A 505-nucleotide genomic window follows, 5' to 3' on the forward strand; every position below is an offset into this window, starting at 1 on the left:
TCCCGCCGCGGAAGATCCTGTTGGAGGACGGCACGCTGAAGCTGCTGCCGGTGCTGGTGATCACCGCCGCCCATTCCCGGTTCACCGTCGCCACGATGATCCCGACTCGCAAGACGGAGGATCTCTTGTTGGCATCGTGGGAGCTGATCCAGCAGTTGGGTCGCGTGCCGCGCAGACTGATCTGGGATAACGAGCCTGGCATCGGCCGGGGTCGGTCTGGCGCCGATGGTGTTGCCTCCTTCATGGGCACGTTGGCGACGAGGTTGGTGTTGTTGCCGCCCAGAGATCCGGAGTCCAAGGGCATCGTGGAGCGACGCAACGGCTGGTTCGAGACCTCATTCATGCCCGGCCGTTCCTTCATCTCCCCGGCGGACTTCAACACTCAGTTCTCCGACTGGCTCACTCGCGCGAACTCGCGGGTGGTGCGCACGATCAAGGCGCGCCCGATCGAGAGGATCGATGCTGATCGTGCCGCGATGCTGCCCCTGCCGCCAATCCCGTTGCA

At 64.4% G+C, this 505-nt stretch carries 1 pseudogene; it reads left to right on the forward strand.

The window, feature by feature from the left end:
• Window positions 1-505: pseudogene (locus FK219_RS13340) on the forward strand (DDE-type integrase/transposase/recombinase); the annotation flags it as partial.

Origin of the sequence: Microcella pacifica, from assembly GCF_009371975.2 — a bacterium.
GTDB lineage: Bacteria > Actinomycetota > Actinomycetes > Actinomycetales > Microbacteriaceae > Microcella > Microcella pacifica.